This is a genomic window from Gaiella occulta, assembly GCF_003351045.1.
GTDB lineage: Bacteria > Actinomycetota > Thermoleophilia > Gaiellales > Gaiellaceae > Gaiella > Gaiella occulta.
In genome coordinates this window covers 1-26,956 of the sequence record NZ_QQZY01000001.1, presented here as the reverse complement: position 1 = coordinate 26,956, position 26,956 = coordinate 1, and the positions used below count along the sequence as shown (strand labels likewise).

Annotated in this window: 29 protein-coding genes and 1 tRNA gene; 12 read left to right on the top strand and 18 right to left on the bottom strand. The window is 71.1% G+C overall.

Annotated features, from left to right (window positions below; genetic code table 11):
• Positions 1–31: 31 nt before the first annotated feature.
• A complete protein-coding gene (gene gabT / locus Gocc_RS00150) occupies positions 32–1,354 on the bottom strand; it encodes a 4-aminobutyrate--2-oxoglutarate transaminase (RefSeq protein WP_114794520.1) in 1,323 nt (440 codons plus the stop codon).
• On the opposite strand from gabT, the gene pdxH reads away from it, so the two are divergent.
• Positions 1,353–1,997 carry a pyridoxamine 5'-phosphate oxidase gene (gene pdxH, locus Gocc_RS00145; RefSeq protein ID WP_114795106.1) on the top strand — a complete coding sequence of 215 codons (645 nt, stop codon included), beginning with the start codon at positions 1,353–1,355 and terminating at the stop codon, positions 1,995–1,997. The two genes, gabT and pdxH, sit on opposite strands and share 2 nt — an antisense overlap.
• Positions 1,998–2,000: 3 nt before the next feature.
• On the opposite strand, the gene Gocc_RS00140 is transcribed toward pdxH, so the two are convergent.
• Positions 2,001–3,176, bottom strand: a complete 1,176-nt coding sequence (locus tag Gocc_RS00140; RefSeq protein ID WP_181813242.1) for a putative glycoside hydrolase — start codon at positions 3,174–3,176, stop codon at positions 2,001–2,003.
• A 108-nt stretch (positions 3,177–3,284) separates the two neighbouring features.
• Between Gocc_RS00140 and dcd the strand changes: the two genes are divergently transcribed.
• The 3 genes from dcd to Gocc_RS00125 all read left to right on the top strand — a co-directional run bounded on the left by dcd (position 3,285) and on the right by Gocc_RS00125 (position 5,318).
• The gene (gene dcd, locus Gocc_RS00135; protein WP_114794518.1) at positions 3,285–3,851 is read left to right on the top strand and encodes a dCTP deaminase; all 567 of its coding nucleotides are present in this window, start codon (positions 3,285–3,287) and stop codon (positions 3,849–3,851) included.
• A complete protein-coding gene (locus Gocc_RS00130; RefSeq protein WP_181813241.1) occupies positions 3,848–4,798 on the top strand; it encodes an NAD-dependent epimerase/dehydratase family protein in 951 nt (316 codons plus the stop codon). The genes dcd and Gocc_RS00130 overlap by 4 nt, the downstream gene beginning before the upstream one ends.
• A 196-nt stretch (positions 4,799–4,994) precedes the next feature.
• On the top strand, positions 4,995–5,318 hold the full coding sequence (locus Gocc_RS00125; protein ID WP_114794516.1) for a hypothetical protein: 324 nt from the start codon (positions 4,995–4,997) through the stop codon (positions 5,316–5,318).
• A gap of 17 nt (positions 5,319–5,335) precedes the next feature.
• Here Gocc_RS00125 and Gocc_RS00120 read toward each other — a convergent pair whose 3' ends face one another.
• Positions 5,336–5,995, bottom strand: coding sequence for a response regulator (locus Gocc_RS00120; RefSeq protein ID WP_114794515.1), 660 nt, complete (start codon positions 5,993–5,995; stop codon positions 5,336–5,338).
• A complete protein-coding gene (locus Gocc_RS00115; RefSeq protein WP_114794514.1) occupies positions 5,992–7,179 on the bottom strand; it encodes a sensor histidine kinase in 1,188 nt (395 codons plus the stop codon). The genes Gocc_RS00120 and Gocc_RS00115 overlap by 4 nt, the downstream gene beginning before the upstream one ends.
• A 152-nt stretch (positions 7,180–7,331) precedes the next feature.
• Between Gocc_RS00115 and Gocc_RS00110 the strand changes: the two genes are divergently transcribed.
• Complete coding sequence (locus Gocc_RS00110; RefSeq protein ID WP_114794513.1) at positions 7,332–7,994, top strand: DUF998 domain-containing protein; 663 nt, start codon at positions 7,332–7,334, stop codon at positions 7,992–7,994.
• A 315-nt stretch (positions 7,995–8,309) separates the two neighbouring features.
• On the opposite strand, the gene Gocc_RS00105 is transcribed toward Gocc_RS00110, so the two are convergent.
• The 6 genes from Gocc_RS00105 to queF all read right to left on the bottom strand — a co-directional run bounded on the left by Gocc_RS00105 (position 8,310) and on the right by queF (position 13,797).
• Positions 8,310–8,627, bottom strand: coding sequence for a Rieske (2Fe-2S) protein (locus Gocc_RS00105; RefSeq protein WP_114794512.1), 318 nt, complete (start codon positions 8,625–8,627; stop codon positions 8,310–8,312).
• A 2-nt stretch (positions 8,628–8,629) separates the two neighbouring features.
• Positions 8,630–9,064, bottom strand: coding sequence for a Fe-S cluster assembly sulfur transfer protein SufU (gene sufU / locus Gocc_RS00100; RefSeq protein ID WP_114794511.1), 435 nt, complete (start codon positions 9,062–9,064; stop codon positions 8,630–8,632).
• The gene (locus tag Gocc_RS00095) at positions 9,061–10,305 is read right to left on the bottom strand and encodes a cysteine desulfurase (protein WP_114794510.1); all 1,245 of its coding nucleotides are present in this window, start codon (positions 10,303–10,305) and stop codon (positions 9,061–9,063) included. The genes sufU and Gocc_RS00095 overlap by 4 nt, the downstream gene beginning before the upstream one ends.
• A gap of 26 nt (positions 10,306–10,331) precedes the next feature.
• Positions 10,332–12,662 carry an HAD-IC family P-type ATPase gene (locus Gocc_RS00090; protein ID WP_181813240.1) on the bottom strand — a complete coding sequence of 777 codons (2,331 nt, stop codon included), beginning with the start codon at positions 12,660–12,662 and terminating at the stop codon, positions 10,332–10,334.
• 7 nt (positions 12,663–12,669) lie between these two features.
• Positions 12,670–13,284, bottom strand: a complete 615-nt coding sequence (locus Gocc_RS00085; protein WP_181813239.1) for an LON peptidase substrate-binding domain-containing protein — start codon at positions 13,282–13,284, stop codon at positions 12,670–12,672.
• Positions 13,285–13,416: 132 nt separating this feature from the next.
• Positions 13,417–13,797 carry a preQ(1) synthase gene (gene queF / locus Gocc_RS00080; protein ID WP_114794507.1) on the bottom strand — a complete coding sequence of 127 codons (381 nt, stop codon included), beginning with the start codon at positions 13,795–13,797 and terminating at the stop codon, positions 13,417–13,419.
• A 19-nt stretch (positions 13,798–13,816) separates the two neighbouring features.
• Between queF and Gocc_RS00075 the strand changes: the two genes are divergently transcribed.
• Complete coding sequence (locus tag Gocc_RS00075; protein ID WP_114794506.1) at positions 13,817–14,197, top strand: nucleoside 2-deoxyribosyltransferase; 381 nt, start codon at positions 13,817–13,819, stop codon at positions 14,195–14,197.
• 4 nt (positions 14,198–14,201) lie between these two features.
• Here the strand turns inward: Gocc_RS00075 and sufD are convergent, their stop codons facing one another.
• From sufD to sufC, 3 genes are read right to left on the bottom strand one after another with little or no spacing between them, the layout of a single operon-like run.
• A complete protein-coding gene (gene sufD / locus Gocc_RS00070; protein ID WP_114794505.1) occupies positions 14,202–15,428 on the bottom strand; it encodes a Fe-S cluster assembly protein SufD in 1,227 nt (408 codons plus the stop codon).
• A complete protein-coding gene (gene sufB, locus Gocc_RS00065) occupies positions 15,421–16,842 on the bottom strand; it encodes a Fe-S cluster assembly protein SufB (protein ID WP_114794504.1) in 1,422 nt (473 codons plus the stop codon). The genes sufD and sufB overlap by 8 nt, the downstream gene beginning before the upstream one ends.
• A complete protein-coding gene (sufC, locus tag Gocc_RS00060) occupies positions 16,839–17,621 on the bottom strand; it encodes a Fe-S cluster assembly ATPase SufC (RefSeq protein ID WP_114794503.1) in 783 nt (260 codons plus the stop codon). Before sufC ends, sufB begins: the two co-directional genes overlap by 4 nt.
• Positions 17,622–17,817: 196 nt before the next feature.
• Between sufC and tatA the strand changes: the two genes are divergently transcribed.
• From tatA to Gocc_RS00035, 5 genes are all read left to right on the top strand, one after another.
• Entirely contained in the window at positions 17,818–18,078 is a 261-nt protein-coding gene (gene tatA / locus Gocc_RS16840; RefSeq protein WP_114795105.1) for a twin-arginine translocase TatA/TatE family subunit, read from the top strand.
• Positions 18,079–18,090: 12 nt separating this feature from the next.
• The gene (tatC, locus tag Gocc_RS00050) at positions 18,091–18,864 is read left to right on the top strand and encodes a twin-arginine translocase subunit TatC (RefSeq protein WP_114794502.1); all 774 of its coding nucleotides are present in this window, start codon (positions 18,091–18,093) and stop codon (positions 18,862–18,864) included.
• Between the two features lie 146 nt (positions 18,865–19,010).
• Positions 19,011–20,138 (top strand): amidohydrolase family protein, encoded by a 1,128-nt coding sequence (locus Gocc_RS15860; RefSeq protein ID WP_181813238.1) that lies wholly within the window; start codon positions 19,011–19,013, stop codon positions 20,136–20,138.
• A complete protein-coding gene (locus Gocc_RS00040) occupies positions 20,084–20,956 on the top strand; it encodes a tetratricopeptide repeat protein (RefSeq protein WP_114794501.1) in 873 nt (290 codons plus the stop codon). The genes Gocc_RS15860 and Gocc_RS00040 overlap by 55 nt, the downstream gene beginning before the upstream one ends.
• Before the next feature lie 23 nt (positions 20,957–20,979).
• Complete coding sequence (locus tag Gocc_RS00035) at positions 20,980–21,396, top strand: c-type cytochrome (protein WP_114794500.1); 417 nt, start codon at positions 20,980–20,982, stop codon at positions 21,394–21,396.
• Between the two features lie 21 nt (positions 21,397–21,417).
• On the opposite strand, the gene Gocc_RS00030 is transcribed toward Gocc_RS00035, so the two are convergent.
• Genes Gocc_RS00030 through coxB form a run of 5 tightly spaced genes read right to left on the bottom strand, consistent with a single transcriptional unit; the run spans position 21,418 to position 26,516 of the window.
• The gene (locus Gocc_RS00030) at positions 21,418–22,041 is read right to left on the bottom strand and encodes a universal stress protein (protein ID WP_181813237.1); all 624 of its coding nucleotides are present in this window, start codon (positions 22,039–22,041) and stop codon (positions 21,418–21,420) included.
• Between the two features lie 45 nt (positions 22,042–22,086).
• Positions 22,087–22,710, bottom strand: a complete 624-nt coding sequence (locus tag Gocc_RS00025) for a cytochrome c oxidase subunit 3 (RefSeq protein ID WP_114794498.1) — start codon at positions 22,708–22,710, stop codon at positions 22,087–22,089.
• Positions 22,707–23,552, bottom strand: coding sequence for a hypothetical protein (locus Gocc_RS00020; protein ID WP_114794497.1), 846 nt, complete (start codon positions 23,550–23,552; stop codon positions 22,707–22,709). The genes Gocc_RS00025 and Gocc_RS00020 overlap by 4 nt, the downstream gene beginning before the upstream one ends.
• A complete protein-coding gene (gene ctaD, locus Gocc_RS00015; protein WP_220150362.1) occupies positions 23,549–25,489 on the bottom strand; it encodes a cytochrome c oxidase subunit I in 1,941 nt (646 codons plus the stop codon). Before ctaD ends, Gocc_RS00020 begins: the two co-directional genes overlap by 4 nt.
• A gap of 22 nt (positions 25,490–25,511) precedes the next feature.
• Positions 25,512–26,516 carry a cytochrome c oxidase subunit II gene (gene coxB / locus Gocc_RS00010; protein WP_114794496.1) on the bottom strand — a complete coding sequence of 335 codons (1,005 nt, stop codon included), beginning with the start codon at positions 26,514–26,516 and terminating at the stop codon, positions 25,512–25,514.
• 130 nt (positions 26,517–26,646) lie between these two features.
• On the opposite strand from coxB, the gene Gocc_RS00005 reads away from it, so the two are divergent.
• A tRNA-Lys gene (locus Gocc_RS00005) sits at positions 26,647–26,719 on the top strand.
• The last annotated feature ends 237 nt before the right edge of the window (positions 26,720–26,956 follow it).

Sequence of the window (26,956 nt, the reverse complement as noted above, 5' to 3'; positions counted from 1 at the left end):
GCCGGCCGGCGCCGGGAGGAGGAAGGGCTGCCTACGCGAGGACGGCGGCGAGCGCGTCGTCCCAGACGGCGAGCGCCTCGTCGAGGACGGCGTCCTCGATCGTGAGCGGACACAACACCCGGATGCAGTTGCCTTCGACACCGGCCTTGAGCAGGATGAGGCCGCGCTCGAGAGCCGCCTCGATCACGCGCGCGGCGAGGTCGGCCGCCGGCTCCTTCGTGGCGGGGTCGCGGACGAGCTCGACCGCGAGCATGGCGCCGAGGCCGCGCACGTCGCCGATCTGCGGCCGGCGCCGCTGCCATGCGAGCATGCGCTCGCGGATCCGCTCGCCGACGACCGCGGCACGGGCGACGAGGTCGTCCTCGGCGAACACGTCGAGCACTGCGAGCGCCGCCGCGAGAGCGACCGGGTTGCCGATGTAGGTACCGCCGACGGCGCCGGCGTGCGGCGCGTCCATGATCTCGGCCCTGCCGATCACGCCGGAGAGGGGCAGGCCGGCCGCGATCGACTTGGCGACGACGACGAGGTCGGGCTCGACGCCGTAGTGCTCCATCGCGAACATGCGGCCGGTACGGCCGAAGCCGGTCTGCACCTCGTCGGCGACCATGACGATGCCGTGGCGGTCGCAGATGGCGCGAATGCCCTCGACGAACGCCGGCGGGGCCGGGATGAAGCCCCCCTCGCCGAGTTGCGGCTCGAAGACGATCGCCGCGACCTGGGACGGCGCCACGTGGGTGTGGAACATGCGCTCGATCGCGGCGAGCGCATCCTCGGAGGAGATGCCGCGGTAGGCGTGCGGGAACGGCGCACGGTACACCTCGGGGGCGAACGGTCCCATCCCCGTCTTGTACGGGTGCACCTTCGACGTCATCGTCATGGCAAGGAGCGTGCGGCCGTGGAAGCCGGCCTCGAAGGCGATCACGGCCGGACGACCGCTGGAGAGACGGGCTATCTTGACGGCGTTCTCGACGGCTTCCGCGCCGGAGTTGAAGAAGGCGGCGCGCGTGGGCCCGCCGATGGGCGCAAGCGCGCCGAGGCGCTCGGCGAGATCCACGTAGGACTCGTAGGGCACGACGGTGAAGTCCGTGTGGACGAAGCGGGCCGCCTGCTCCTGGATCGCGTCGACGACGTGCGGGTTGCAGTGGCCGACGTTGACCACGCCGACACCCCCCGCGAAGTCGATGAACGTGTTGCCGTCGACGTCCGTGATCGTCGCGCCGTGCGCCTTCGCGGCGAAGACGGGCAGATACACCTGCAGCGGCTTCGCGAGGGCCACCGCGGCGCGCGCGAAGATCTCCCGCGAGCGCGGGCCCGGGATCTCCGTGCGGAGCTCGATCGTCCTCGTCGCGGCCATGATCCGGAGCCTAGCGGAGCCTCGGGGCGGTAGGCTCGAAGCGGTGGACGTCGACGACCTCGATCCCGATCCCCACGTCCAGTTCGAGCGCTGGTTCGCCGAGGCGTCGGCGGCAGGCGTGCCCTACCCGGAGCAGATGGCGCTCGCGACGGCGGCGGCGGACGGCGCCCCGTCGGTGCGCATGGTGCTGCTGAAGGGGCATGACCCGCGCGGATTCGTCTTCTACACGAACCGCGAGAGCCGGAAGGCCGTCGAGCTCGAAGCCAACCCGCGCGCGGCGATCGTGCTGCACTGGGAGCTGCAGGATCGTCAGGTGCGGGTCGAGGGCACTGTCGTCCGCGTCGACGACGACGAGTCCTTCGCCTACTTCCGCACACGGCCGCGGGGCAGCCGGCTCGGCGCCTGGGCCTCGCCGCAGTCGCGCCCGCTCGCCTCGCGTGACGAGCTGCTGCGGCGCTACGCCGAGGTGGAGCGTCGCTTCGCCGGCGAGGAGGAGGTGCCGCTGCCGCCGTTCTGGGGCGGCTATCGCATCGTCCCGGACACGATCGAGTTCTGGCAGGGACAGCAGAGCCGCCTGCACGACCGGGTGCTCTACACGCGAGCCGCTGACGGCGGCTGGCAGCGGCGGCGCCTCGGGCCCTAGCCGCTAGCCGGCGGGCGGCGCGAGCGCTTCCGGCGCGAGCGCTTCCGTCGTGTAGATCCCGGACGCGTTCCAGAGCAGGAAGCCCTTTGCGCCCTGCAGGCGGGCGGCGGCGATCTGCGCGATGACCTGCTGCGGGGTGTAGCCCCAGTCCTGCACCCACGGCACGAGCTGGGCGCGCGATCCCTTCATCTGGCGGCGGAAGTCCGAGAGCGTGCGGTACACCGTCTCGCCCGGCTGCTCGCTCGGGCTCGCGAGACCGAGCTCGCCGGCGCCGTAGAGGGCCGGATACGACATCGGCGAGACGCTGTCGACATGCGCCGAGATCCAGCGCGGCACCTGGCCGATGCCGAGGTCGCGCGTCGCGGCGAGCCCGAACAACGCCGTGGCGACGCGCACGCCCTGGGGCTCGAGCCGGCGCCTGGCGTAGGCGACGAAGCCGGCGATGACGCGCCCGCGCGGCGTGCTCGTCTCACCGCGGTAGACGGCGCTCCCGACGTCGCCGTCGGAGGGGAAGCGGACGTAGTCGAACATGATCTCGTCGAAGCCGGCCCGCGCCGCCGCCTCGGCGATCGAGACGCAGTAGTCCCATACGCGCCGGTCGTAGGGGTTCACCCAGCCGAGCCCGCCACTCGTCGTCCACACCGAGCCGTCGCGCCGCCGCACCGCGAGGTCCGGTCGTCCCTGCGCGAGCTTGGGGTCCTGGAAGCAGACGACGCGGCCGATCATGTAGACGCCCCGCCGGTGCGCGAGCCGGACCAGCGTGCGCGGCTCGTACAACGGGCGCGCCGCCCCTACCTGCCGCGCGAGCGGCACGTCGGCGGGAACGAACCCGATCTCGCCGCTCTCGTCCTTCACGTCGAGCTCGATCGTGTTGAGCCCGTAGCGGGTGTAGCCGACGTAGTCGGCGAACTTCCCGGGTAGCGACGCGAGCGCTCCCGTCACGTGGACGCCGCGGACCTCGAGCGGCAGCGGCCGCGGCCGCGGCGCCGACGCGCCCGCTGCGGCCGCCGGCCGGGCGGGTACGGCCGCCTGGGTCGGGTGCTCGCCGCCGACGAAGCGCGCGCCCATGACGACGCCGATCACCGCGGTCAGCGCGAGCGCCAGGACCGCGGCGCGCCGACGCCGCTTCGACCGGCGCATCTGGTCCCGCCGAGCGCGGAAGCGCTCGTTCGGGTCCATCGGTCCGTACAGCATGGACACCGGGTCAGGGAGCCTATCGCATCCCCCGCGCGACGACCGCGAACCCGCTGCGCGCGAGACGGGCGCGAAAGCCTCTAGGATCGCGGCATGGTCCTCTCCGACCGCGCGATCCGTCGCCTCGTCGAGGCGGGCGGCATCGGCATCGACCCCTACGATCCGGCTCTGCTGCAGCCGTCGAGCCTCGACGTTCGGGTCGACCGGCTGTTCCGGGTGTTTCGCAACTCGCGCTACCCGTACATCGACGTGAAGCGCGAGCAGGAGGGCCTCACGGAGCTCGTCGAGATCGAGGACGACGAGCCGTTCATCCTCCACCCCGGCGAGTTCGTGCTCGGCTCGACGCTCGAGCGTGTGACGCTGCCCGACGATCTCGTCGCCCGCCTCGACGGGAAGTCGTCGCTCGGCAGGCTCGGCCTGCTCATCCACTCGACCGCCGGCTTCATCGACCCCGGCTGGGACGGCCACGTCACGCTCGAGCTGTCCAACGTCGCGAGCCTGCCGATAACCATCTACGCCGGCATGAAGATCGGCCAGATCTCGTTCGTGCAGATGTCCGAGCCGGCGGAGACGCCGTACGGCGCGGGGTCGCTCGGGTCGAAGTACCAGGGCCAGCGCGGCCCGACGCCGAGCCGCTACTGGAAGAACTTCGAGTCGTGATCCTCGTCACGGGCGCAACCGGGTTCGTCGGACGTCACGTCGTCGCGGCGCTGGCGTCCGAGGGCCGGCGGGTGCGCGCGCTCGTGCGCGACGCCGCCGCCACGGCCATGCTGGACGCGGTCGACTGCGAGCTCGCCCACGGCGACGTCACCGATCCGGCGTCGCTCCGGGAGGCGACGGAAGGCGTCGACGCCGTCGTCCATCTCGTCGCGATCATCGCCGGCCGCCCGGCCGACTTCGAGCGGGTGATGGTGCAGGGCACCGCCGCTGTGATCGCCGCGGCGCAGGAGGCGGGAGCGCGGCGCCTCGTCTACATGAGCGCGCTCGGGACGAGCGAGGAGACGAAGGGAACCGTGCCCTACTACCGGGCGAAGTGGGAGTGCGAGCAAGCGGTGGCTGCAGCCGGCATCCCGCACGCGATCCTGCGGCCGAGCTTCGTCTTCGGCGCCGACGGCGGCGCGCTGCCGCGCTTCCTGCGCATCGCTCGCCTCGCGCCGGTGACGCCGGTGGTCGGCCCGGGCAGACAGCGACTGCAGCCGATCTGGGTGGACGACGTCGCGCGCGCGGTCGTCCTCGCGAGCGACCGCTCGGACGACCTGCTCGTGGAGCTCGGCGGCCCGGAGGTCGTCGACTGGAACGGCCTCTGGCGCGCGATCAAGGAGGCGCTCGGCACCCGCCGGCCGACGGTGCACATCCCCGCGCTGTTGATGCGTGCGCCTGCGCTCGTGCTCGAACGGCTCCCCGACCCGCCGCTGACCCGCGATCAGCTGACGATGCTCGGCCTCGGCGACAACGTCGTCTGCGACGGCGGCGCCGGCATGGCCGAACTCGGCCTGCACGACCTCGTGCCGCTCGACGAGCAGCTGCGCCGCGCCGCGGCGGCGCGACAGCCGACTGCCGAGCACGCCGGCGACAGCGCCGAGCATCCCGGCGGCGGGCCGAGCTGACGCCGCGTGCGGCACTCCGCACGCGCGGAGCCCCACGACCGCGTGAGGAGCAGCTTGTGACACATCGGCACGAGCGTTCCCGTCCGCGGGTGGGCGACCTGACGTTCCGCAACGCCCCACGGGCGAGGGGAGCCGACACAGAAGCGTCGCGGAGGCGACGCACACACGTCACGGCCCTTCGGGCACGCTGCACGACATGCAGTTCTCCCCCGCGATCGACGCCCGCTTCGTGCGGGCCGTCCGCGAGACGCGAGATCTCGGCTGCGCGGCCGAGGTCTGGCGCCGGCTCCGCCGCCGGGCGCGCCGGGCTCGGCTCGCGACACCGTGCTACGAGAGCACACGCAGGCTCGTCGTCGCGGAGCGCGAGCGCCGCGCGCGCATCCGCGCAGCCGCCGCGACGATCGCCGATATCGTCCGGCGGCGCATACCCGCGCTGCCCGAGGACGTTCCACGAATGCACGCGCGCCACCTGGCGCGGGCCCGCAGCCGCGTCGGAGCACGGCGTCCCCGATCGCCGTGACCGCCGGCGGCGTCCGCTCAGCCGCCGGGCCTGACGACGCCGGTCTCGTAGGCCCACACGACTGCCTGCACGCGGTCGCGCACGCCGAGCTTGCGCAGCACGGCGGCCACATGGGTCTTGACCGTCGCCTCGCTGACGTAGAGATCCGCGGCGATCTCTGCGTTCGAGCGGCCGCGCACGACGCACAGCAGCACGTCGCGTTCGCGCTCGCTGAGCTCGGCCAACTCGGGCGGAGGCGCATCGCTGACGCGCGGCCCGGCGACGTAGCGCTCGATCAGCTTGCGGGTGATCGCCGGCGCGAACAGCGCATCGCCGGCGGCGATCACCCGCACCGCGTCGACGAGCGTCGCGCGCGGCACGTCCTTGAGCAGGAACCCGCTGGCGCCCGCGCGCAGCGCCTCGTACACGTACTCGTCGAGGTCGAACGTCGTCAGCATGAGGATCCCGAGCCGCTCGAAGCCGCCCGCCCGCAGGCGCCTGGTCGCCTCGATGCCGTCGACCCCGGGCATGCGCACGTCCATCAGGACGACGTCGGGAATGGTCGCCTGCACCCGCTCGACGGCCTCGGCGCCGTCGGCGGCGGACGCCACGACCTCGACGTCGTCCTGCGCGTCGAGGATCATCGCGAACCCGTCGCGCACGAGCTCCTGATCGTCGGCGAGGAGGACGCGGATCATGCCGGCTCCACGACAGGCAGCGTGGCATGGATGCCGAACCCTCCACCCGAGCTCGTGCCGACATCGAGCGTGCCTCCGTAGAGCGCGACCCGTTCGCGCATGCCGACGATGCCGTGGCCGCCGTTGCCGCGCGCAGGCGCCCCGGCGCCGTCGTCTTCGACCTCGAGCACGAGCGTGTCCCCGAAGGCGACGCGCACGGTCACGTGCGAGGCGCCCGCGTGCTTGAGCACGTTCGTCAACGCCTCCTGGACGATGCGGTACGCCGAGATGTCCACGCCGACGGGCAACGGTCCCGGCTCGCCGGCGACCGCAAGCTCGACCGACAGCCCTGCCGCCCGCATCTCCTCGGCAAGCTCCGGCAGGCGGGCGAGGCCGGGCTGCGGGGCGCTCGCGGGGGACTCGTCGCGACGCAGAACGCCGAGCAGGCGACGCATCTCCGCGAGGCCCTCCCGGCCCACGCGCTGGATCTGCTGTACGGGGACGCGTGCGCGCTCGGGGTCGAGACGGAGCATCTCCTCCGCGGCCTCGGCCTGCACCACCATCACGCTCATCGAGTGTGCGACGGCGTCGTGCAGCTCGCGCGCGATACGCCGCTTCTCGTCGACGACGGCGGCACGGGCTCGCTCCTCACGCTCCTCCTCGGCGCGCACGGCGCGCGCCTGCAGCTCGGCGACGTAGAGGCGGCGGGTGCGCACGTACATGCCGGCAACCAACGGCAAGAGCATCAACAGGACAACGAACGGCAACACCCCGATGATGTCGCCGACCGAGTGCACCGCCGGATCGAGCGCCTGCCCGAAGGCGACGAAGCCGGCGAGCAGGGCGAGGCCCCACGCCGACGTGCGGCGCGCCCGGTGCGCGCCGACCGTGTAGAGCGCCACCGTGAACGGGAGCACCTGGGCGAACCCCTGCGACGTCCCGTACAGCAGCGAGGGCACCGCTGCCGCGAGCACCATCGCGACGAGCGTGCCGGCGGGGTGCCGACGGCGCACGACCAGGGCGAGCGCCACGACGAGGTACGACGCGGCCACGACCGGGCGCGACCCGACGATGTGCGGGCTGCCGGCGCCGCTCGACGGGTAGAGCGGCGCCGTCCACGCCTCGATCTGCCCCTCGACGGCGATCGCCAGCGCCATCGTGACGTCCGCCACGTCCTGCTTCCGGTCGCTCCAGCGCAGCGTCACGCGCGGACGGTACCGCGCCGGGCTCGCCGTCGCCTCCGCCGAACGGCTGAGCGCGGCTCATCCGCGAGGACGGGCGCGATCCAGCCTGCCTGCCGAGGCCCGGTACGGGCACCGGCCCTACCGTCTCGCAAACGACCCCAAGGAGACCTGCGATGACCGACCTCCCACATGCACCCACGGCCGGCGCGCGACCAGTGTCCGTGCGCCTCGGCCCTGCGGCCGGGATCGCGGCGGGACCGCTGTTCCTCGGCCTCGTCCTGCTCAACACGTGGTGGAGCAGGGACTTCCTGCACTCGATCGGTTGGAGGCTGTTCGGCGGCGAAAGCCTCCCCTATCCGAGTTGCCTCGCGCTCGGGCCCCACGGATGGATGCAGGTCGTCGCATTCGCCGTCACGGGGCTGCTCGTGGTCATCTTCGCGATCGGCCTCCGTCGAGCGATTCCACGGCGCCCGTCGGCGATCGTCGCGACCACGCTGCTCGTGCTGTTCGGAACGGCGATCGCGACCTCATCCGCACGCGTCGACTGGACGTCGGTGCACGGCGGCGACCCGTCGACGCCGAACGGCTGGATCCACGGCATCTCGTTCGTCGTCGCGCTGCCGTCGATCCTGCTCGCGACCTGCGTGCTCGGGCTCGCGCTCCGCGGCGACAGGCGCTGGCGGCCGTTCGCCGTCGCGTCGCCGCTCGTCGGCGTCGCCCTGGCTCTCTCGCTCGTCGGCGGTCCGCACGGACAGGCGACGTTCCTCGTCTTCCTGGCGATCCTGTTCGGCTGGATCGCCGCCCTGGCGCTGCGACTGCGCCGTGTCGGGCCGTGACCTCGACCCGCACGGCTCCCGTCGCGGATCCCCCGGAAAGAGGGTGAGGGCCGCCTCACGGCGGCCCTCGCTCCCGGTGGCCAGCGTCGAAGTGGTAGAGGCGCTTCCTGCCTGCACCGGAGGATTCCCGGCCGGCGGCGCGGATCGCGCGTCCCCTACGCGTGGCTATGGCGATTCCCCGTGGGTCTCGGGGACACGCCTCTACCCGCTGGTACCTCCACTGCCGGTACTGCACGAATCTGTCACGTCCGGACCACCTCCTTTCCGCGGTAGCCCGAGTGTATATCGAGCGGGCAGGACGGCGAAAGGCGGGGCCTACACGTCGACGACGACGATCCCGTCGTCCCGCACCCGCACCGGATAGGTGTCGACCGGGATGTAGGCCGGCAGGGAGAGTGCCCGTCCCGTCGCGATCTCGAAGCGGGCGCCGTGGCGGGGGCAGACGGCGATGCCCTCCGCGCAGTCGAACTCCCCTTCGCACAGCGGGCCGTCGTCGTGCGAGCAGCGATCCTCGAGCGCGTACAGGGCGCCGTCGCAGTTGTAGACGCCGATCGACAGGAGCGGCGCGGCCGCGACGATCCGCACCGTGCCGGGCGGCAGCTCGCCGAGCGGGCAGACCTCGATCTCGACCACCGTCAGCTGAGCCGGATGTCCACGGTCGAGGTGCCCCACTCCTCCGGGAGCGGCGTGCCCTTGGCCTTGTGCAGGGCGACCTTCAGCACGCCGAGCCCGAGCAGCGCGCACTTGAGCCGCACGGGCGTGAGCGGAATCCCGATCTCGTCGAGCAGCTCGTCCTTCGACATCGCGGCGACGTCCTCGGCAGCGCGGCCCTTGACGAGATCCGTCAGCATCGAGGTGGCCGCCTGGCTGATCGCGCAGCCGCGCCCTTCGAAGCCGACCTCGTCGATCACGTCGGCCGCGCCGAAGCGCACCGAGACGGTGACCTCGTCGCCGCACAGCGGGTTCTGCCCTTCTGCCACCGCGTCGTTGGGATCGAGCAGGCCATGGTTCCGCGGCGTCTTGTAGTGGTCGAGGATGACCTCTCTGTACAGCTGCTCGAACTCGCTCACCCGAGGCTCCTCTTCACCTTGTGCAGGCCGTCGACCAGACGGTCGACCTCCTCCGGGAGGGAGTACAGGTAGAAGCTCGCGCGCGTCGTCGCCGCCACTCCGAGACGCGCCATCAGCGGCTGCGTGCAGTGGTGGCCCGCGCGCACGGCGACGCCCTCCCAGTCGAGGACCTGCGCCACGTCGTGCGGGTGCACGCCCTCGACCGCGAACGAGATGATGCCGGCGCGACGCTCCACGGGAGGGCCGAACAGCCGCACGAAGCCGAGCTCACCGAGCCGCCCCATCGCGTAGACGGTGATCTCGTGCTCGTGGCGCTCGATCGCCTCGAGCCCCACCGCGGAGACGTAGTCGACGGCCGCGCCGAACCCGACCGCCTCGGCGATCGCCGGCGTGCCCGCCTCGAACTTGTACGGCAGCTCGTTGAACGTCGTCCTGTCGAGGCCCACCGACCGGATCATCTCGCCGCCCAGGTTGAACGGGCTCATCGCCTCGAGCAGATCGCGGCGGCCCCACAGGGCGCCGACGCCGCTCGGGCCGCAGAGCTTGTGCGACGAGAAGGCGAGGAAGTCGCAGCCGAGCGCCTGCACGTCGACGGCGCGGTGCGGCGCCGCCTGGGCTGCGTCCACGACCATGATCGCCCCCTGTTCGTGCGCCCATGCCGCGATGCGCTCGACCGGGTTGATCGTCCCGAGCGAGTTCGAGATGAGCCCGGTGGCGACGACCTTGATCGTTCCCTCGCCGGCCAGCGTCTCGAGCGCCTCGAGCTGCAGCTCGCCCGCGTCGTCGATGGGGATGTGGCGGAAGCTCGCGCCCGTGCGGCTGGCGACGTACTGCCAGGGCACGAAGTTCGCGTGGTGCTCGAGCTCGGAGACCACGACCACGTCGCCCGGGCCGAGGTTGTCGAGACCCCACGCGTAGGCCACGAGGTTGAGCGCCTCGGTCGTGCTGCGCGTGAAGATCACCTCGCGCTCGGACGGGGCGTTGACGAACGCCGCGACGGTGCGGCGCGCGGATTCGTACCCCTCCGTGGCGCGCTCGGCGAGCCGGTAGACGCCCCGGTGCACGTTGGCGTACTCGTGCTCGTAGAAGTGCCGCATGCGGTCGAGGACCTGCCGCGGCTTCTGCGTCGACGACGCCGAGTCGAGATACGCGACCGGCCTCCCGTCGACGATCTCGTCGAAGACGGCGAAGTCGGCGCGCAACCGGTGGGCGTCGAGTGCGGGGGCGGTCGTCACGGCCATGGCCTCATGGTACCCGGGCACCTTCGTCAGGCGGCCGAGCCGCGGCTCAGGGGGACGAAGCGCTCGTCCGTCAGCCACAGGAAGCCGATCGCAACCGCGGACCCGATCACGACCAGCGTCGTCGCCGCCGCGTTCGGGACCGCGAGCTCGAAGAAGGTGCGCAGCCCGGGGAGAGCGATGACCGCGACGTAGGCCGCGAGGAGCAGCGCGCAGAGGAGCCCGACGAGCCGCGCCCGCTTCGTGCTCGTCGCCTCGAGCGCGAGCACGAGGTAGAGGCCGACGACGATCAGGGTCGAGGTCGCGGCGGTGCGCGACTGCAGCAGCCCGAGGTCGAACACGTTGCTGGAGACGAGGTACGTCGTCGTCACCCCCAGCCCGGCGGCGACGCCTGCCGGAACGGAGAAGCGGGACACCTCGCGCAGGAAGCGGCCGGTATGCCACGGGCCCTCGCTGGGCGCGAGGGCGAGGAAGAAGGCCGGGATCCCGACCGTGAGCGCAGCGGCGATCGTGAGGTGCCGCGGCAGCAGCGGATAGGCGGCGGGCGTGATGCCGATCGCCACGATGAGGAAGGCGGCGAACACGGATTTGGCGACGAACAGCTTCGTCACGCGCTGGATGTTGCGCAGGATGCGGCGGCCCTCGGCGACCATGCCGGGCAGCGCCGCGAAGTCGCCGCTGACGAGAACGACGTCGGCGACCGCCTTGGCCATCTGCGCTCCCGACGCCTGCGCGACGGCGAGTCGGGCCGCCTTCAGCGCCGGCACGTCGTTGACGCCGTCCCCGACCATCGCCACGTAGCGGCCCTGCGCGCGCAGCGACTCGACGATCCGGCGCTTCCCCTCGGGAGAGACGCGCCCGACGACGGCGGCGTCGCGCGCGACCGCGGCGAGCTCCGCGGCCTCGTCGGGGAGCGACGAGCCGTCGATCGCCTCGCCGTGCATCGGGATGCCGGCGTCCCGCGCGATGGCGCCGACGGTGCGGGGCGCGTCGCCCGACAGCACCTTCACCTCGACGCCCTGCTTCAGGAAGAACGCGACCGTCGCGCGGGCGTCGCGACGCAGGTCCTCGGCGAGCACCACGATCCCGAGTGGCCGCAGCGGCGGCGGCCCCTCGTCGGGGTCGGCCGGGAACGCCGCCGCCGCGACGCCGAATGCGACCACGCGCCGTCCCGCCTCCTGCTGCTCGCCGGCCACGGCCGTCAGCGCGCCGAGCGGGAAGAGCTCGGGGGCCCCGAGCACGTAGCGGGTGCCGCCGATCCGCAGCCCGCTCCAGCGCCGTCGCGAGAGAAACGGGATCGCCTCGTCCGCGGGCTCCGCCGGGGCGGGCACGGCGGCGGCGACGGCGTCGAGCGTCGGATTGCGGGGGTCGAACGACGCGGCGAAGCGTGCGAGCGCGTGGGCGAGCTCCTGCTCTGCCGTTCCCTCGACCGGTGCGAGCGCGACGACCCTGAGCCGCGACTCGGTGAGCGTGCCGGTCTTGTCGATGCAGATCGTGTCGACGGAGGCGAGCGACTCGATCGCGTTCAGCTGCTGGGCGAGTGCTCCTGCCCGCGCGAGGCGCAGCGCTGCGGCGGCGTAGGTGACCGAGACGAGCAGCACGAGACCCTCCGGCACGAGCGTGACCATGCCGGCGACGGACGTGTCGACGGCGTGGCGCACACCCACGTCCTGCTTCCACAACACGACCACGAGCATGCCGCCGAGCGGCACCATCACGCCGAGGAGCACGTAGAGCAGGCGGTTGATCGAGCGCTCGAGCGGGGAGCGCGGGTGGCGGAACTCGCGTGCCGTTCCCGCGATGCGCCCCGCATGGCTGTCTGCACCGACGGCCGCAACCTCCATCGCGCCCGACCCTTCGACGACGAACGAGCCGGAGAGCGCCTCGTCGCCGACGGCGCGTGCGACGGGCCGCGACTCGCCGGTCAGGATCGACTCGTCGAGATGCAGTCCTGCGGCCTCCACGAGCGGCCCGTCGGCGACGACCTGGTCGCCGGGCGCGAGGCGCACGAGGTCGCCCTCGACGATCTCGGCGAGGGCGAGGGCGCGCGCCTCGCCGCCGCGCACGACGGTGGCGCGCGGCGCCACGAGCGCGGCGAGCTCGTCGAGCTTGCGCTTGGCACGGAGCTCCTGCCAGATGCCGATGGCGGAGTTGCTGACGACGATGCCGAGGAAGAGCGCGTCGCGCCAGTCCCCGAACACGAGCGTGAGCAGTCCCAGGGAGAGGAGGATCGCGTTGAACGGCGTGACGACGTTCGCTCGGACGGTGCTCGCCGTCGAGCGGCTCGTCTCGATCTCGGGCGCCGCCCCGCGCGCGTCGAGGCGCCGCCGCGCTTCGGCCTCGGTCAGCCCGGCGCGCACGGCGGCGTCATTCAGGCGGATGCACCTTGCCGTTCGTCTGCGCCCGCGCGGCGATCTCGCGCCGGCGCTCGACCGTCGCCGCCGCCAGCTCGAGCAGCTCGCACAGGCGGCGTAGCCGGATTCGCTCCGACGTCTCGTCGAGCAGCTCCTGCTTCAGGTCGGGCGCGAAGTCGAACCGGCCTGCAAGCGCGAACGACAGCTCGGGTGCGTGCGCCGGCGGCGGGGTCACCTCGGTGCCCGTCAGCTCGACCATACGGTGGAACAGCGCCAGCGCACGCTCCACGTCCGCCGCGTCGGCGGGATCGTCCTCGTCGTCGACGGATTCGACGAGCCCCGTGTGGAAGCTTCGCCCCTCGGTGAGCTCGTGCAGCCGGAAGCGCTCGTGCCCTTCGACGACGATGCTGAGGCGCCCGTCCTCGAACCGCTCCGTCACCTCCACGACGGCGGCGAGCGTTCCGATCTGGCGGATGCCGTCGTCGTCGGCGTAGACGAGCCCGAACGGAGCCTCCTGCTCGATGCACTCGCCGATGAGCTCGAGGTAGCGGGGCTCGAAGATGTGCAGCGGCACCTGCTCTGTGGGCAGCAGCACGATGCCGAGCGGGAAGATGCCGATCTCGTTCACAGGGAAAGGGTACGCGCACGGCCACCGGGTGACGGCGCCCGGGTCACGGCTCGACCTCGCCGGGGAGGGCCGTGTCGACGACGTGCCTGCGCGCATGTTCCAAGGACACAGCTGCCCGACGAGGTCGGCGAGCTACGCGGTCGCGACGATCGTGATGCCGCCGCGCGCCTTCTGCTCGAGCGTCACCGTGACCGCCTGCGGCCCGAGCCCGAGAGCTCCCGCCACGTCGTCGCGGATCCTGACGGCGAGCGCCTCGCAGAAGTGGCCCTCGTTGCGGAACGCGGCGAGGTAGAGCTTCAGCGACTTCGACTCGAGGCAGAGGCCCTGCGGCTCGTACTCGATCGTCGCGACGTAGAGGTCCGGCTGGCCGGTGACCGGGCAGATCGCGGCGAGCTCGTCGCTCGTCATCTCCACGTGCGCGACGCCCGGGTTGGGGAACGTCTCCAGCCCGGCGTAGTGCTCCGAGCCCGCGTGACCGAGCGCGACGAACTCCGGCAGCGGCTCTTCGCTCATACCTCGTACTGTACGCCCCATGAAGCGCGTCTACCTCGCCGGGCCGCCCTACGCCGACGAGTACCGCCGCCGCGCGGCGGCGCTGCTGCGGGAGAGCGGCTGCGAGCCGGTCGACCCGATGCGGCGCGACTTCCGTGGCCGGACGGAGGGCCATGAGGCCGAGATCGTCGAGGGCGACCTCGCCGAGATCGACTCCTGCGACGCCGTGCTCGCGTCGTTCAGCGCGCCGGACGAGGGAACGGCGATGGAGGCCTGGTACGCGCACGGGCGTGGCAAGCCCGTCGTCGCCTACACGGGCGGCACGCCGCCGCACCCGTGGACGGTCTACGTCGCGGACGCGGTCTGCGCCGAGCTCGAGAAGGCCGTCGCGGCACTCGTCGGGCTCCGCCGCCAGGCGTAGGCGGCTACGCCCGCGGGATGCGCGCTTCGAGCGCCGCTCCGAGCGCTTCGCGCACCGGCGCCAGCTCGATGCGGTCGAGCACGTCCTGGAAGAAGCCGCGCACGATCAGGCGCTCGGCCTCGCTGCGCGGCAGGCCGCGCGCCATCAGGTAGAAGAGCTGCTCGCGGTCGACCTGGCCGAGCGTCGCGCCGTGGGTGCAGCGCACGTCGTTGGCGAGGATCTCGAGGCCCGGGATCGAGTCGGCGTGCGCGGTCTTCGAGAGCAGCAGGTTGCGGTTCTCCTGGTAGGCGTTCGTCTTCTGCGCGCCCTCCTCGACCCGGATCATGCCGCGCCAGACGGCGCTCGCCGCTTCGCGCAACGCACCCTTGAACGCGAAGTCCGACGTCGTGTTCGGCGCGATGTGCTCCTGGAAGGTGTCGTAGTCGAGGCGCTGCGTGCCGTCGGCGAAGTAGGCGCCGGTGACGCGCGAGGTGGCGCCCTGGCCGGCGAGGTCGTTGCGGATCCACACCTTGCCGGCGCGCGAGCCGAATCCGCCCGCAACCCAGTCGAGCTCGGCGTCGCGCCCCACGCGCGCATGATGCGAGCCGAAGTGCCACGTCTGCCGCGACAGGCTCTGCACCGACACGTACTCGACCTTTGCCCCCTCCTCGATCACGATCTCGACGGCGGCGTTCGAGTAGCCGGACAGCTCCGGCGTCGCCGACACGTACTCCTCGACGACGGAGAAGCGGCTGTGCGGCTCGGCCACGATCAGCAGCCGCCAGAACAGCGACCCGCCCTCGACCGTGTTGGCGATGCGGACGAAGAGCGGCTTCTCGACGACGACGCCGCTCGGGACGTGCACGAGCAGGCCGTGCTGCCACATCGCCGCGTTGTGGGCGGCGAACTTCTCGTCGTGGCCGACGAGGGTTCCGAGCAGCGGGTGGTCATCCGCCAGCAGCTCGAAGCGGATGCCGTCGGGAGCATGCTCGATCGTGACGCCGCCCTCGGTCACCGCGGCGACGCCGGCCGCATCGATGTCGAGCATCGTCGCGGGTGCCGGGGAGGAGGCGGCGTCGGTGCCGGGCCGAAGCCCGTCACCGTACCCGTCCGGATCGAAGCCCGACAGGTCGGTGAAGCGCCAGTGCTCGTCCCGTGTCGTCGGCAGCGGAAGCTCCCGATAACGGGCTCGGGCCGCCTCGCGACCGACGCGATCCTCCTCGAGCGGAATTCGCAGCGTTCCGCTAGCCAACGGAGCCTTCCATCTGCAGCTGGATGAGCCGGTTCATCTCGACGGCGTACTCGAGCGGCAGCTCCTTCGTGATCGGCTCGACGAAGCCGGACACGATCATCGCGCTCGCCTCCGGCTCGGAGAGGCCGCGGCTCCTCAGGTAGAAGAGCTGCTCCTCGCCGATCTTGGAGACGGTCGCCTCGTGGCCGAGCTCGACGTCGCTCTCGTCCACCTTGATGTACGGGTAGGTGTCGGAGCGCGACTCCTCGTCGAGGATGAGCGCGTCGCAGACGACCTTCGACTTCGAGCCGGTGGCGCCGCGCGCCACCTCGAGCAGGCCGCGGTAGCCGGCACGGCCGCCGTCCTTCGAGATCGACTTCGAGGTGATCACGCTCGTCGTGTTCTTCGCCACGTGCACGACCTTGCCGCCCGCGTCCTGATGCTGGCCCTTGCCGGCGAACGCGATCGACAGCACCTCGCCGTGTGCCCTCTCGCCCATCAGCCAGACCGCCGGGTACTTCATCGTCAGCTTCGAGCCCAGGTTGCCGTCCACCCACTCCATCGTCGCGTCCTCGTAGGCGACGGCGCGCTTGGTGACGAGGTTGTAGACGTTGTTCGACCAGTTCTGGATCGTCGTGTAGCGGCAGCGCCCGCGCGGCTTGACGACGATCTCGACGACCGCCGAGTGCAGCGAGTCGGACGAGTAGATCGGCGCCGTGCAGCCCTCGACGTAGTGCACGTAGGCGCCCTCGTCGACGATGATCAGCGTCCGCTCGAACTGGCCCATGTTCTCCGCGTTGATGCGGAAGTAGGCCTGCAGCGGCATCTCGATCTTGACGCCCGGCGGCACGTAGATGAACGAGCCGCCCGACCACACGGCCGAGTTGAGCGCCGCGAACTTGTTGTCGTTCTGCGGGATGATCGTCCCCATGTACTGCTTGACGATGTCCTCGTGCTCGCGCAGCGCCGAGTCCATGTCGAGGAAGATGACGCCCTTCTCCTCGAGGTCGGCCTGCAGCTTGTGGTAGACGACCTCCGACTCGTACTGGGCGCCGACACCGGCGAGGTACTTCTTCTCCGCCTCCGGGATCCCGAGCCTGTCCCACGTGTCGAGGATCTCGGCCGGCAGGTCCTCCCACGTGTCCGCCTGCTTCTCGGTCGGCTTGATGTAGTAGTAGATGTTGTCGAAGTCGATCTCGGCGACGTTCCCGCCCCATGTCGGCAGCGGCCGCGCATAGAAGTAGTCGAGCGACGTGTGGCGGAACCTGCGCATCCACTCCGGCTCGCCCTTGTGCTCGGCGATCGCCTCGACGACCTCGTGGGAGAGACCGCGCCCCGACTTGAAGAAGTAGTCCTTGGCGTCGTCCGGATTCGAGAACCCGTACTTGTAGTCGCTGCGGATCCCCTTGACGACATCGTTCTCGGTGGTGCTCATGCCTGCTCGCCTCCTACACCGGCGGGAATGAAGGCCTCGTAGCCTTCCGCCTCGAGCCTCTGCGCGAGCTCCGCGCCGCCCGACGCCACGATGCGCCCGTCCACGAACACGTGCACGTGGTCCGGGGTGATGTAGTTGAGGATGCGCTGGTAGTGCGTGATCACGAGCGCACCCATGTCCGGACCGACGAGCTCGTTGACTCCGCTCGCGACGACCTTCAGCGCGTCGATGTCGAGGCCCGAGTCGGTCTCGTCGAGCACCGCGATGCGCGGCTTCAGCATCGCCATCTGCAGGATCTCGACCCGCTTCTTCTCGCCGCCCGAGAAACCGTCGTTCAGATACCGCGACGCGAGCTCGCGCGGCACCTTCAGGTGCCCCATCGCCGCGAGCAGGTCGGCGCGGAACTCCTTCACCGGCACGGGGTCGTCCTCGCCGCCGTTCGCCGCCTTGCGCTTCGCGTTGATCGCGCTGCGCAGGAAGCTCGTCACCGTCACACCCGGGATCGCGTGCGGATACTGGAACGCGAGGAAGAGGCCGCGCTGTGCGCGCTCGTCCGCCTCGAGATCGACGACGTCCTCACCGTCGAGCAGGATCTCCCCTTCGCTGATCACGTAGGAGGGGTGGCCCATCAGCGCGTAGGCGAGCGTCGACTTGCCCGAGCCGTTCGGGCCCATGATCGCGTGCTTCTCGTTGGTGTCGACGGCGAGGTCGACACCCTTGACGATCTCGGTGCCGTCCTCGAGCGCGACGTGCAGATTCTTGATCTCCAGCAGTGCCACTGTCTGAGTTCCTCGATTCCCGTCTCGACGAAGAGGTGAAGTCCGCTTCAGCAAAAAGGTGAAGTTCGCTTCAGTGCATGGTAGCCGGACCGGGAACGGGCGGGCCGGCTCCCACAGGTGCACGACGCACGTTGCGATCGTGTTGTTCCGCGCACGGCTTGCATCCGGCGGGCGCGACGCTGCTAAGGTGCGCGACATGCCGTTCGGAATCGGAATCTGGGAGCTCCTCATCCTCCTGCTCGTGCTGCTGCTCGTCTTCGGGCCGAAGCGCCTGCCGGAGATGGGCCGCCAGCTCGGCAAGGGGATGCGCGAGTTCAAGGACTCGGTGTCCGGCAACGACAAGAACGACGATCCGTACGCGACCGAGCTGCCGCCGGCGGAGCCCGCCGCGACGGCGCCGGACGAGTCCCCCGCCACCACGCCGTCCCAGCCGCGCGAGCGGGACTCCGTCTCCTAGAGCCTCTCGCGGATGATCCGCCGGATCGTCCCCCGCCGCCTCGAGCCCGACGAGGAGGCGACGCTCGTCGAGCACCTGACGGAGCTTCGGCATCGCGTCTTCATCGTGCTGGGCGCGGTGATCCCCGCGTTCATCCTCACGTTCGCGTTCCATGCCCGTCTCATCGACTGGCTCAAGCGCCCGCTACCGGCGGACAAGACGCTCGTGACCCTGGGCGTCACCGAGCCGTTCACGACCGCCGTGAAGGTGAGCATGGCTGCCGCGATCGGGATCGTGCTGCCGATCCTGCTGTGGCAGGTGTGGGCGTTCCTCGCCCCCGCGGTCGACCGCGGCGTGCAGCGCGCCCTCTCGGTGTTCGTCGTCATCGGCACCGGCCTGTTCGCCGCCGGCGTCACCTTCTCGTACTTCGTCGTGCTCCCGGCCGCCGTCAACTTCCTCACCAACTTCGACGACAGCCTCTACGACGTGCAGGTGCGCGCGAGCTACTACCTGTCGTTCACCTCGATGGTGCTGCTCGCGTCGGGCATCGCGTTCGAGATGCCGATCTTCATCCTCGCGCTCGTGCGCATCGGCGTGCTCTCCTCGGAGAAGCTGCGGCGCAACAGGCGCGTCGGCTACGTGCTGATGGTCGCCTTCGCGATCCTGCTGCCGACCGTCGATCCCGTCTCGCTCCTGTTCGAGACGGTCCCCCTGCTCGTGCTGTTCGAGTCGTCGATCTGGCTGTCGCGGTTCATGGAGAAGCGCTGGACGGCGCACGCGCCGGACGAGGGCTGGGAGACGCTCTGACGGTCGTCTCCGCGGACTGGGTCGTCCCGGTCGAGGGCGAGCCGATCCGCGACGGCGCCGTCGCGATCGCAGACGACGGCACGATCGCGGCGGTCGGCACGGCCGCGGCGATCGGTCACGGCGAACGCTTCGCCGAAAGCGTCATCGTGCCGGGCTTCGTCGATGCGCACTCGCACATCGAGTACGCGGTCTACGCGGGGTTCGGCGACGGGCTCCCGTTCGTGCCGTGGATCGGCATGCACGTGCGGCGCAAGGAGGCGCTCGGGCTCGACGAGATGACCGCGATCGCCCGCGCCGGCGCGTTCGAGTGCCTGCGCTCGGGAATCACGACGATCGGCGACTGCAGCTTCGCGGGCACGGCGGCGATCGGCGCCGCCGAGGCGGGGCTGCGCGCCGTCGTCTACCTCGAGGTGTTCGGCCGCGACGCGTCCGCGCTCGAGCGCTTCTACGACCTCCGCGAGCTCGTCGACCCGTACCTCTCCGACCGCGTCCTCGTCGGCGTGTCGCCGCACGCCCCCTACACGTGCACGCAGGAGGTGTACGCGGCATGCGCCGCGCTCGGGCTGCCGACGGCGACGCATCTCGCCGAGAGCGCGGCCGAGCGCGCCTGGCTCGTCGACGGCACGGGCGACTGGACGCCGCTCGGCGCGTTCCTCGTGCCTCCGCCGGGGACGACGGGGATCCGGCTGCTGGCGGAGGCGGGCCTGCTCGGCCCCCACCTGACCGCCGCCCACTGCGTCCACGCCGACGAGGAGGAGATCGCGCTGCTCGCCGAGCACGCGGTCGGCGTCGCCCACTGCCCCCGCTCCAACGGCTACCTCGGCTGCGGCATCGCGCCCGTCGAGGAGCTGCGCCGCGCCGGCATCCCCGTCGCGATCGCGACCGACAGCCCCGCGTCGACCCCGTCGCTCGACATCTTCGACGAGATGCGCACCGCCGTCGTCGTCGCCCGCGCCCGCGCCGGCAGGCCGGACGCCCTCGGCGCCGGCGAGGCGCTCGAGCTCGCCACGCTCGGCGGAGCACGGGTGCTCCGGCTCGACGACCGGCTCGGGTCGCTCGTCCCGGGCAAGCAGGCCGACCTCACGATCGTGACGCTCGCCGGATCGCCCGTCCATCCGGTCGAGGATCCGGCGGCGGCGGTGGTGCTGGGCGGCTCCCCCGATCGCGTCGTCGCTACTCTGGTGGGCGGCGAGCAGCGCTACCGGAAAGGACTGACCCGATGGCCCGACACGGCAAGAGCGGCACGAAGCGCCCGAAGGCGGATGCTCCCGTAGCGGCGCCGCGTCCTGCGCGCGGCGCCACGGCGCCGGCGATCGAGGACACCATGTTCTTCCCGCGGCTGCGCCGGCACGCACGGTGGATGTTCGTCTTCCTCGCGCTCGTGTTCGCCGTCGGCTTCGTCGCCTTCGGCGTCGGCGCGGGCGGCACCGGCATCGGCGACCTGTTCCGCGGCCGCGGCGGCTCGAGCGGCGCCCCCTCCCTCTCGAGCGCCCGCTCGGCGACCGAGAAGCGCCCGAACGACGCGCAGGCCTGGCGCGACTACTCGACCGCGCTCCAGACCGACGGCAGGACCGACGAGGCGATCCGGGCGCTCAGGCGGTACGTCGCTCTCAAGCCCAGGGATGCCGACGGGCTGCGCGAGCTTGCCGGCCTCTACCTGGCGCAGGCGGCCGAGAAGCAGAGCGCCGCGCAGCGCCTGCAGTTCCAGGCGGTCTACTCGGGCGCGGCGCAGAGCTACCCGGGCCTCGTTGCGAGCGACGGCCGGCCTATCATCGAGGACAGGATCGGCGCCGCCCTCAACGCGCAGGCCTCCACCGCCATCAACGAGGCGGTCGGGGAGGCGCGCACGGCGTACGCCGATGCCGTCTCCACCTACCGGCGGATCACCGCGCTGCAGCCGAACGACCCCAACGTGCAGCTCGAGCTGGCGCAGGCGGCGCAGCAGGCAGGCGACGCACGGACGGCGATCGGCGCCTACGAGAAGTTCCTCGAGCTCGCTCCGGACGACCCGAGCGCCGCGATCGTGAAGCAGCAGCTCGCACAGCTGAGACAGCAGGCGGCGGGCGGCGGCGCCTCCGGCTCCGGCGGCTAGACGCGCCGGGTAGACTCGCGCCGATGGAGGGTTCCGTCGCCTCTCACCCGCGGCGCGCGCGACTGATCGTCGCGGGCGTGACGCTCGCCGCGGGCGCGCTCGTGCTGGCGGGCTGCGGCGGCTCGGGCTCCGTCGGGTACTCCCAGGGCAACGGCGACCGGGCGAACGGCAAGCAGCTGTTCGCGCAGAGGTGCGCCGGCTGCCACACGCTCGCCGACGCGGGCAGCAAGGGGCAGATAGGCCCCAACCTCGACGACGCGTTCGCGCAGTCCCGGCGCGACGGGCTCGGCCAGTCGACGATCCAGCAGGTCGTGCGCGGACAGATCGCCTATCCGATCAGCACGACGTCGACCGGGGCGCCCGGGATGCCCCGGAACCTCGTCGAGGGCCAGGACGCGGAGGACGTGGCGAGCTACGTCGCCTCCGTCGCGGGCAAGTAGCAGCGCCGCGCGGCCTGCGCTCTACCCCTCGCCGACGACGTGCGTGACCGGCACGTCGAACCGCTGCCGTGCCTGCTCGACGACGCCGCGCTCGAGCCAGTGCGAGCGGCCCGGCGGGTGCGTGGAGATGACGATCTCGTCGGCGGGGAAGGAGCGCAGCGCGTCCTCGATCGCCTGCAGCGGGTCGCCGTCTCCCACGTCGCCGCGCGCGTTCACGCCCGCGGCGGCAAGCTGCTCGAGGCTCGCGCGCAGCCGCTCCCGAGCGGCCTCGCGCGCCCCGTCCTCGTCGGATGTCCACGTGCGCACCTGGGAGTTGAGCGCGGGAGAGACGACGAGCACCTCCTCGCAAACCCCCTCGGCGCGCGCGTGCAGCGCCGCTCGCAGCGCGGCTCCGGCGACGGTCTCGTTCGCGATCACGAGGATCCGGCGTGTGTCCTCGACCGCTGCGTGCTCGACGTGGACGACGGGCGGTGCGGGCCGCTGGCCGCCCCGCAGACGCCAGACCGCCGCCGCCGTGGCGACGGCGAAGACGGCGACGCCGAGCCAGCTGGCGATCCAGGACGCGACGACGATCGGCACGAGGTAGGCGATCGTGCCGAGCACGAGCCGGAATGCCGCTGCCTCGTCTCTCAGTGGATTGCGCATCTCCCACACAGAGTACGTGGCAAACGGCATCAGCGGATCGGGGTCTCAGAGCAGGTAGACGGCGGCGTACACGACGAGCCACATGACGTCCACGAAGTGCCAGTAGATGCCGGGGATCTCGACGCCGTGGTGGTGCGCGGGCGAGTAGTGCCCGCGGAAGGCGCGTACCGCCGCGATCGTGAGCAGTGTCAGCCCGACGAAGACGTGCGCGCCGTGCAGGCCGGTGAGGCCGAAGAAGACCGATGCGAAGGCGCCGTCGCTCGTGTTGAAGCCGACGTGGGCGTACTCGATCGCCTGTGTGAGGAGGAACGCCGTGCCCATGAGGATGGTGAGCACGAGCCCCGCCTGCATGCCCCTGCGGTTGTTGCGCTTGATCGACTGCAGCGCCCAGTGCATCGTGAAGCTCGAGGTCACGAGCACGGCCGTGTTGACGCCCGCCACGAACTTCGGGAACGCGAACGGCTCCGGCGGCCACATCTCCGGCGCGCCGGGATTGACGACGCGGACGAAGAAGTAGACGGTGAAGAAGGCGCCGAACAGCATCGCCTCGGAGGCGATGAAGAGGAACATCCCGAGCACCGTGGGCTCGAGCCGCGAGCTGCGGTTCGCGGCGGGCGGGCCGTGATGGTCGCCGTGTCCGTGCAGGGCCGCCTCCGCATGGGCCGTCATGCCGCTACCTCCTGCAGCTGCGCCGCCTCGACGATGACGTGTTCGACGGGCACCTTCGCGTCGCTGCGCAGGCGCCCGACGAGGTCGCGCCGGAGCCAGCCGGAGCGCTCCCCCGGGAACGTCGACACGATGACCTCGTCGATGCGCTCGTCGTGGATGGCCTGCATCGCCGCCGTGTACGGGTCGGGGTGCGCGATCTGCCCGTGTGCCTCGATCCCCTCGGCCCTCAGCTCCGAGAGCGCGGCGCGCAGGCGGCGCTCCGCCTCGGGGTGCTCGGCGGTGTGCGCGTCGCTCTGCGGGCTGACGATGAGGAAGCTCGCCTGTCCCTCGCGGGCGCGGGCGCGGATGCGGTCGAGCAGCGGCCGCCCGAGCACGGTCTCGTTCGCGACGACGAGCACGTTCGCCGCTCCCGTCCTCGCCGCCACGTCGGCGACGACGTGCTCGAGCGGGCGCTCGCCTGCGACCTTGCGGATCTCGTCGACGAGGTTGCGGCGCAGCCAGCCGGACGTCGCGGCGGGGTGGGTGGAGACGATGATCTCGTCGATGTGCTCCTGCGCCAGGATGTCCTTGACGGCGTCCAGCGGGCCGGCGTGGAAGACGCCTCCGTGCGCGGGGATGCCTGCCGCTCGCAGCGCCTCGACCGTGCTGTCGAGGCGGCGGCCCGCGGCGGCGCGGCGCGAGTCCTCGTAGACGACGTAGCCCGCCCGCGGCTCGTTGACGGGCGCGACGACGACGGCGCGGATCGGAGACTCCTCGTTGCGCCGCCGCACGGCCTCGATCAGCTCGGCGCCCGTGAGCGTCTCGTTGGCGACGACGAGCACGACGGTCCGCTCCTCGCTCACGTTCGCGCCTCCTGCGGCACGGCGCCACCGGAGAGGATCGCGTGCCGGGCGCCGGGAACGCCGTATTCGTAGGGACCGCCGACGACCTGCGGGATCTCGTCGAAGTTGAACACCGGCGGGGGCGAGGACACCTGCCACTCGAGCGTCATCGCGCGCCACGGGTTGGACTCGGCGATCGGCCCCCGCGCCCAGCTCACGATCACGTTGTAGAAGAAGACGACGACGGAGGCGCCGAGCGCGAACGACGCGATCGTGACGAAGAGGTTGAGGTTGGCGAATCGGTCCGCGTAGTCGGCGACGCGGCGCGGCATGCCGACGAGCCCGACCCAGTGCATGGGGAAGAACGTGAGGTTGAAGCTCGTGAAGGTGAGCCAGAAGTGGAGCTTGCCGAGGCGCTCGTTGTACATGCGGCCGGTCATCTTCGGGAACCAGTAGTAGATGCCGGCGAAGATCGTCAGCACCGAGCCGCCGAAGAGCACGTAGTGGATGTGCGCGACGATGAAGTACGTGTCGGAGGCGTGGATGTCGATCGGCACCGACGCCAGGTAGATGCCCGAGAGACCGCCGATCACGAACATCGAGATGAACCCGAGCGCGAACAGCATCGGCGTGTTGAGGCGGATGCGTCCCTCCCACATCGTCGCGAGCCAGCTGAACACCTTGACGCCGGTCGGCACGGCGATGAGCAGCGTCGAGATCATCATCGGCACGCGGAGCCAGTCGGCCATGCCCGCCACGAACATGTGGTGGGCCCACACCGAGAAGCCGAGCACGAGGATGCCGAGCAGCGAGATGGCCATCAACCGGTAGCCGAAGATCGGCTTGCGGCTCATCACCGAGACGATCTCGGAGATGATCCCGAAGCCGGGCAGGATCATGATGTAGACGGCCGGGTGGCTGTAGAACCAGAAGATGTGCTGGTAGCCGAGAACGTAGCCGCCGTTGTCGGCCGTGAAGAAGCTCGTGTGCAGGATGCGGTCGAACATGACGAAGAACTGCGAGCCGGCGATGAACGGCGTCGCGATGACGACGAGGAGAGAGGTCGTGAAGTTCGCCCACACGAGCAGCGGCATGCGCCAGAACGTCATCCCCGGCGCGCGCATCGTGATGATCGTGACGAGGAAGTTGAGCGCGGTGAGAATCGACGAGGCGCCCGCCCACTGCACGCCCATGTTGAAGAAGATCTGCCCGATCGGCTGCTCGGAAGCGAGCGGCGCGTAGCTCGTCCAGCCCGTGGCGAAGGCGCCGCCCGGCGCGAGGAAGCTGGCGAGGAACATCAGACCGGCGATGGGCAGCAGCCAGTAGGAGAGCGCGTTCAGCCGCGGGAACGCCATGTCGGGCGCGCCCAGCATGAGCGGGACGGCGAAGTTGGCGAGCCCCGCGAACGCGGGGATGATGAAGACGAAGATCATCAACGCCGCGTGCACCGACACGAGACCGTTGAACGTCTGCGTGTCCACGAACTGCATGCCCGGCCGGGCGAGCTCGGCCCGGAACAGCATCGCCATCAGGCCGCCGAGCACGAAGAAGACGAACGTCGTCGCCAGGTACTGGACGCCGATCACCTTGTGGTCGGTGTTGACCTTGAAGTAGTCCTTCCATGTCCTGGCGCCGTGCCCGGAGTGATCCTCGGGGCGGGTCGGCCGTCCGGAGATCCAGTAGAGCCAGTAGTCGAAGGCGCCGATCCCGAGCAGGAAGCCGATCGGCGCGGTCGTGAGCGCGCCGACGGGCGTGATGATGTTCCAGTCGTAGACGGGATCCCAGCCGGCGAGCCAGCGGATCGAGACGACGATGTACATGCCGATGAGGAAGAACAGGCCCGTGCACCAGGCTGCGCGGGCGAAGCCGGGGCGCATGAGGAAGCCGCGCGGCCGCGGCGCCCAGGGGTCCGGGGCGTGCGCGCTCTCTTGCGGGGTGCCGTGGTCGACGGCGGTCACTCCATCACTCCTTCGCTGCTCGTCACTGCGTGCTCCCTGCCAGGTACTGCACGAGCGCGTCGATCTCCTCGGCGGAGAGCGACTGCCCGTAGCTGCGCGGCATCACGCCTGCGGAATAGCCCTGCGCTATCACCTTGTTCGGGTCGACGATCGACTCCTTCACATAGGCCCGGACATCCTCGCCCGCCTTCTTCGCGTCGGCGGCGACGTTGTCGAGCGACGGGCCGATCTTCCCGTTCGTTCCTGCAGGTGTGAACGTGTGGCAGCCGCCGCAGCCGGCGGCGGCGAACGTCGCGGCGCCCTTGTCGCCAGCGCCCGCGCCCGCCTGCTGCTGCTTCACCCAGGCGTCGAACTTCGCCTGCGAGAGCACGCGCACCGGTGCGCGCATGGTCGCGTGGCCCAGTCCGCACAGCTCCGTGCAGACGAGCCTGAACGTGCCTTCCCGCTTCGGCGTGACGACGACGCGCGTCGTGATGCCGGGCACGAGGTCCTGCTTCTGCCCCATCTCCGGGATCCAGAACGAGTGGATCACGTCTGCCGACTGCATCTCGAACCTGACGCTGCGCCCGACCGGCAGCACGAGCTCGCCCGACTTGAGCCCGTTCTGCTCCGGATACTCGAAGCGCCACGCGAACTGGAGCGCGAAGACCTTCACCGGAAGCGGGTTCGGGCCGGCGTTGCCGTTCTGCGAGAGCACGACCGCGCTCAGCACGCCGATCGCGACCACGAGCACGGCGGGGACGACCGTCCACGCCACCTCGAGGCCGGTGTGGCCGTGGATGGAGGGGCCGTCGGACTCGTCCTCGGGGGGCGAGCGGAACGTCAGCACCGAGTAGATGATCACGGACGCCACGAGGGCGAAGATGCCGATGCAGATCACGGTCGCGAACCAGAAGACGAACTCGATGCGGTCCATCTCCTCCGACGCCGATGTCGGCAGCCACGGAATGAGGACAGCGACGAGCGTGACCAGGATCCCGACGACGATCCCGATCCCGGCCATGCGGACGATCGCTCCCCTGCGCACCGACGCGAGACTACATCACGGATCAGCGTGAAGGCGCGCCCAAGGCGCGCGAGGCGCCGGCGCAGCCGGGCGCGGGCCGGCCGCACCGCCCTCGGAGCCGGCGCACCGCCGCTATCCTTCACAACCGCCCGGGCCGTTAGCTCAGCTGGTAGAGCAGGGGACTCTTAATCCCAAGGTCGAAGGTTCGAATCCTTCACGGCCCACTCCTCGCTGCAAGGTCGAGGATCCCGGAGTTGGGATCCTCGACCGCAAGAAGACCCCCGGAGACCGGGACTGTCCGACGAACGGTGTAAGTCCAGTTGCCTGGCTTGCCGGCCATAGCGCCGGCGGAAGGGAGCTGTGATGTCTGATCTGACTACACCGGTCGCGTCGTCGGCGGTGGCGGGGAGCGCTGAGCGGTCGGTCGACGAGTCGCTCGCGCAGGAGCTGGTGGAGCGGGC